Origin of the sequence: Flavobacterium sp. ZT3R18 (assembly GCF_007097385.1) — a bacterium.
Lineage (GTDB): Bacteria > Bacteroidota > Bacteroidia > Flavobacteriales > Flavobacteriaceae > Flavobacterium.
The window spans coordinates 1-5786 of record NZ_VJZS01000038.1; the positions used below are offsets into that span (position 1 = coordinate 1).

Genomic DNA, 5786 nt, shown 5'->3' on the forward strand with positions numbered 1-5786 from the left:
CCATCTCTCTTTACAAAATCGCTATCTTTTTCGAATAGAAGAATTGTATCTACAGGAATTTTGCATAAACTATCTTTGTATAGAATATATTTTTCTTCCCATTGCTTTGGCTCTTTGTTACAGCCAATTGACAGGAAAAGAAACAGTAATAGAGAAGATTTTATGAAATAGATTGTCTTATTTGTTTTCATATCTAATATTGCATTTGTTTTTTCATCCCTATACTATACTGTCTTTTAAGAATTTTTCCAATTATTCTCAAATAAAGTGTTCCCTATTTTTATTTCATTGGATGTTATTAAGATTTTAGTAACCATTGGAGTAACGCCTTCACTGCGGAAGCTTTCGTGAAATGAAATACAATACCCTTTCTTGAAAACTACATTTTTCATGGTACTCATTGCATCTCTACGATAAAAAATAATTTTCCCGTCCTTGGTCTGTGTTTGCGACACCATCCAGTCAGAAAACGCATCGGTTTGCGTAGTCTCGATTACCAACCTAATTTCTCCACCTTTAGCTTTGTTTGCTGGTTTTCCGTTAGTGTCAGTGCTTTGGGCAAAGGTTACGTCAAATTCTAAAACGTTAAAAGTTTCACTGTCTAATTCTAATTTTGCTAAAAAACTCATTTGTATTTTTTTATTAGTTATTTACTCTAAAGTGTATTTACCAAATCATCATTTTGCACCCTTAAACACTTTAAAATGAATTCAAAACAATATTTTTATTGTCTAAATTCACTTTGAATTTAAGAGTCATTTGTTTTGAGAAAAATTAAACAAATTTTAAAATGTAAAAAAAATAACACACAATTTGAATGTAAATATAATTGTTTTGTGTTAAATATAAGAAAAATTATATAAGTTTATTTTATTGTAAGTTATGAGATTACAACTACAGTAAAACGGTAATCAGAATTAATCTTAAAAACTGATAATAAAAAAACCCCGTGAACTAATAAAAGTTCTCGAGGTTTAGTTGCGAATTTCGCAGAACAAGTTCTACAAATATAGTTTTTTTTCTAAATAAAAAAAATATAATTAAAATATTTTCTCACAATTCTACTTTTGATTTAATTTAACCCGTTGGGTGTTATTCGATACAATTTTCTGTGGTACTAACTTTAAAGTAGCAATCTAGAAGAGATGCCTAGACATCTCTTTAAGCATATTATTTATTCATTTTCAATGACAACCTTTAAGATAGTTATTGTTTTTTATAAGCTTTTTTAACTAGTTGTCCCTTAGTCTCCTTATTAAATTTTAATTTTTCATCTTCTTCCTCTACTAATTTGAAGAAATCAGATAATGAAATTTCTAAAAAATCGCAGATTGCAAAAAGCTTGCTACATGTTACATTATGATCACTAATATATCTTTCTAGACCTAAATTTTTACCAATCTCCGTAAAATATTCATTGTTTTCACTTAAGATTACTCCATTTCGATCCTTATAAAGCTTCTTAATAACGCTAGAAATAGCCTTAGTCAGTTCTTCAATCTTTACCTGTTTTCCCATATAAACAAATTGAATTATAAAAAAACACCTTAACAATTACACATGTGTAAATATTATTTATATATTTGCATTATTAATTACATTTTATTTAATGTAATTTTGCGTTTCTTCATTTAAAAATATTTGAAGCATTCGCTTTGAATCTCGTATCAGAAAATTGGCGTTTTAAAACCACGAGATGATAAGTTAAGATGCTCACGACCATGGCGTGGGCTCACTTATTTGTGGTTAAGGTATGCCAATGCCTCTGATGCAATAAGCTGAGTTCCATGCCATTTTTTTATTCTTTCGGCACGATCCCCACTTACATTCTTAGCATTGCTTCTTCATTTTCATAGTCTCGCAGCAGTTTAACCCGCTAAAACCAGCATGCCTATGTAATAAAAAAGAATTAATCCCTACTTAATGCCTGTGCTTTCTTATTCTTTATTTTGAGTTAGTCAATTTCAGTGCAGGCTATTAAAAATACATAAAAAAAGCCCTCTAACCCGCCGGCAAGCAAGAGTAGAGGACCATAGCAAACAAAACTAATATTTCATTTAACTAACCCAATATTATGAAAACTTTTTCATTAAACAAAGGTTTGGTGGCACTTTGGTATCCGTTTATTTTCGGATTTTACCTATTCTGTACACCAGCCTTAGCACGGAACACCTTGAAGTTTTCCGTTTCACAACAACAATCTCAGGTCAATGGTACCGTAAGCGATGGCACTAGCCCGTTATCGGGCGTGAGTATTTCCGTAAAAGGACAGCAAAAAATGGTCGTTTCTGATTTCGACGGCAAATACGTCATAACAGCATCTCCCGACGATATTCTTATTTTTACTTACGTGGGATTTAAGACCGCTACAATTCCTGTTGCTGGTCGTTCGGTAATCAATATCAAAATGCAGGAAGACGCAACTGCTCTACAGGAGGTCAAGATCAATGCAGGCTACTATTCCGTAAAGCAAAGTGAACGTACGGGGAGCATTGCTAGAATTACTGCTAAAGATATTGAAACCCAACCTGTCACTAATGTGCTGGCAACTATGCAAGGCCGCATGGCAGGTGTAAACATCATACAAACCACGGGAGTTCCCGGAGGTGGTTTTGACATTAAAATTAGGGGGCAAAATAGTATCCGTAGTGATGGAAATTCTCCATTGTATATCATAGACGGAGTACCTTATGCCTCAGACCCTATTGGTTATAATCAAACTTCTTCAACATTTCCTACCGTCACCAGTCCTTTAAACAGTATTAATCCTGATACTATTGAAAGCATTGAAATATTAAAAGATGCCGATGCCACAGCCATCTATGGGTCTAGAGGCGCTAATGGGGTTGTGCTAATTACTACAAAAAAGGGAAAAGCCGGAAAAACCACTTTTAACATAACAGCTTCTAGTGGTGTTGGTACTGTTACAAAATTCATAAAACTCATGAATACCCAACAATACTTAGCCATGCGCAAACAAGCTTTTATAAATGATGGTATTACCGAGTACAATCCTTGGGACTATGACATTAATGGAACTTGGGATCAAAACCGTTATACGGACTGGCAAAAGGAACTCTTGGGAGGCACTTCACAAATAAACGACCTACAAGGTACTGTATCAGGAGGATCTGAAAATACCCAGTTTCTTGTAAGTGGTAACTATCACACCGAATCTACTGTTTTTGCTGGTGACTTCCTATATAAAAAAGGAGGAAGTCAAATCAATTTAAACCACCGCTCAGAGGATAATAAATTTCGATTAACATTTTCAGGAGGGTATAACGCTCAGAATAATGACCAACCTGCTTTTGATTTTACTTACGATGCACGTTCGCTACCTCCTAATGCGCCAGCACTATATGATGCTGATGGTAATTTGAACTGGGAGAATGGAACTTGGGATAATCCACTGAGAAACCTCAATGCAAAATTCGAATCCAAAACAAATGATCTGATAGCCAATACCGTATTGTCGTATGAATTATTGCCGGGACTAGTACTCAAAAGTAGTTTTGGATATACCGACTTGAGTACTGCGGAAACCCGTACAGCACCCTCATCAGTATATAATCCTGCTTATAATATTACCAGTGCTACCTCCGCAATATATCTCAATAATACGGATCGTTCCTCTTGGATAGTAGAGCCACAAATCAATTGGGAAAAAGACCTTGGTAGCGGAAAACTGGGAGTTTTATTGGGAGCTACCTTTCAAAGTCAGACCACAACGAGGCTTTTTCAATCTGGAAATGGCTTTAGTTCCAATAGCCTGATCTATAATTTAGCCTCAGCCAATAATGTCAACGTATTGCTTAGTGATGAAACCCACTACAAATACCAAGCTTTTTTTGGCAGAATAAATTACAACTGGCAACAGCGCTATATTTTGAACCTTACTGCCAGACGTGATGGATCTAGTCGATTTGGCCCCGGAAATCAATTTGCTAATTTTGGAGCAATTGGAGCTGCTTGGTTATTTAGTAATGAGAGCTTCCTAAAAGACAATTCATGGTTTAGTTTTGGTAAAATCCGTTCTAGTTATGGTACTACAGGTAATGACCAAATTGGCGATTATCAGTTTTTAAATACGTACACCACATCAGCAGTAGCCTATAATGGAAATATTGGATTGCAACCTACACGCCTTTATAATTCAAATTTTGGTTGGGAAACCAATAAAAAATTAGAAATGGCGCTGGAACTAGGTTTCTTACACGATCGAATTTTTGCCACGGTTGCTTGGTATCAAAATCGATCTTCTAATCAATTAGTGGGTGTCCCTTTGCCTGGTACAACTGGTTTTACAGTATTGCAATCCAATCTTGATGCTACAGTTGAAAATACAGGACTTGAATTAACATTACGAACCTCCAATTTTACTGCCGGAAATTTTAACTGGACTACAAACTTCAATCTAACTTTTGCTCGTAATAAACTACTTCGCTTTCCAGGATTAGAAAGTTCATCCTATAATCAACAATATCGTATTGGCCAGCCGTTAAACATTGAATTGCTTTACAAATATAAAGGGATCAATCCACAAACGGGAGTTTACGAATTTGAAGACACAAATAGTGACGGTAGAATATCTTTTCCTGAAGACCAAAAAACTGTGGTTGATCTCAATCCTAAATATTATGGAGGCATTCAAAACGGGCTCAGTTTTAAACAATGGAAGCTTGATTTTTTATTTCAATTTGTAAAACAAAAAAATCGTTCTTATCCAATGGGATTTGCTGGACAAATGTCCAATCAGCCTGATAGAATGGTAAATAGTTGGCAAGAGCCAGGAAACAATGCACCCTATCAAATCTATACTACTGGATATAATAATGATGCGGTAACAGCCGATTATTTATATACTCAAAGTGATGCTTCCATCACTGACGCTTCCTTCATTCGTTTGAAAAACATCTCATTATCCTACGATCTTCCGTTAAAAAATACCCAATGCAAAATTATGTTGCAAAGTCAGAATCTTTTGACTTTCACTTCTTACAAAGATGGAGATCCTGAATTTACCAGTTATGGGTTCTTACCCCCTCTTAAAGTAATAACTGCAGGGGTTCAACTAACATTTTAATACAATAAAAATGAAAACGATACATCTTACTACAAAATATTTTTTATGGCTCAGTATGCTACTTTTAGCCATGAATTCTTGCGATTCATTCGTCGATGTTGAACTGCCAAAATCGCAACTGACCAATGTCACCGTCTTTGAGGATTATGCCACGGCAAGTACTGCCCTAACAGATATATATTCAAAAATTAGAGATAAGGGAATACTAACAGGAACGAACTCGGGTATGTCCATCGAATTGGGAAATTATACCGATGAAATAACACCTTATGGAACTCCTTCTAACCCGAGCTTTAATTTTTACAATAATACAATTTTGCCTTCAACGCCAGCTGTAGCTGAATATTGGAATGCAACCTATAATCAAATATATGCAGCCAATTCGGTAATCGAAGGTGTTCAGGCAAGTACCAGTCTTTCTCTTGAAAACAAGAAGCAATTGCAAGGCGAAGCCTTTTTTATTCGGGCTTTATTACATTTCTATCTTGTGAATCTTTTTGGAGACATTCCCTATATTACCCAAACAGATTATAAAAACAATAGTGTAGTTACCAGAATACCGACTAAGGAAGTCTATGGGCATATCATAACCGATTTAGAAAACGCAATTAGTTTTTTGTCCAACAATTATAATAGTACTGACAGAGTTCGTCCAAATAAATTTACTGCAAAAGCATTATTGGCTAGGACATATCTTTAT

General features: G+C 34.9%; 5 protein-coding genes. 2 read left to right on the forward strand and 3 right to left on the reverse strand.

Annotation, left to right across the window (positions count from 1 at the left end; translation table 11 throughout):
- The 3 genes from FNW52_RS21010 to FNW52_RS20195 form a co-directional block, all read right to left on the reverse strand.
- Nucleotides 1-191: hypothetical protein (locus FNW52_RS21010; RefSeq protein WP_221933423.1), on the reverse strand; the 191-nt coding region annotated here is incomplete at its 3' end.
- Nucleotides 192-236: 45 nt separating this feature from the next.
- Nucleotides 237-629 (reverse strand): type VI secretion system tube protein TssD, encoded by a 393-nt coding sequence (tssD, locus tag FNW52_RS20190; RefSeq protein WP_143379274.1) that lies wholly within the window; start codon nt 627-629, stop codon nt 237-239.
- 577 nt (nt 630-1206) lie between these two features.
- The gene (locus tag FNW52_RS20195; RefSeq protein ID WP_143379275.1) at nt 1207-1518 is read right to left on the reverse strand and encodes a hypothetical protein; all 312 of its coding nucleotides are present in this window, start codon (nt 1516-1518) and stop codon (nt 1207-1209) included.
- A 556-nt stretch (nt 1519-2074) separates the two neighbouring features.
- Here FNW52_RS20195 and FNW52_RS20200 point away from each other — a divergent pair.
- Both FNW52_RS20200 and FNW52_RS20205 read left to right on the forward strand, forming a co-directional pair.
- A complete protein-coding gene (locus FNW52_RS20200) occupies nt 2075-5086 on the forward strand; it encodes a SusC/RagA family TonB-linked outer membrane protein (protein ID WP_143379276.1) in 3012 nt (1003 codons plus the stop codon).
- Nucleotides 5087-5096: 10 nt separating this feature from the next.
- Nucleotides 5097-5786 (forward strand): RagB/SusD family nutrient uptake outer membrane protein (locus FNW52_RS20205; protein ID WP_143379277.1); only part of this gene is annotated, 690 nt, incomplete at its 3' end.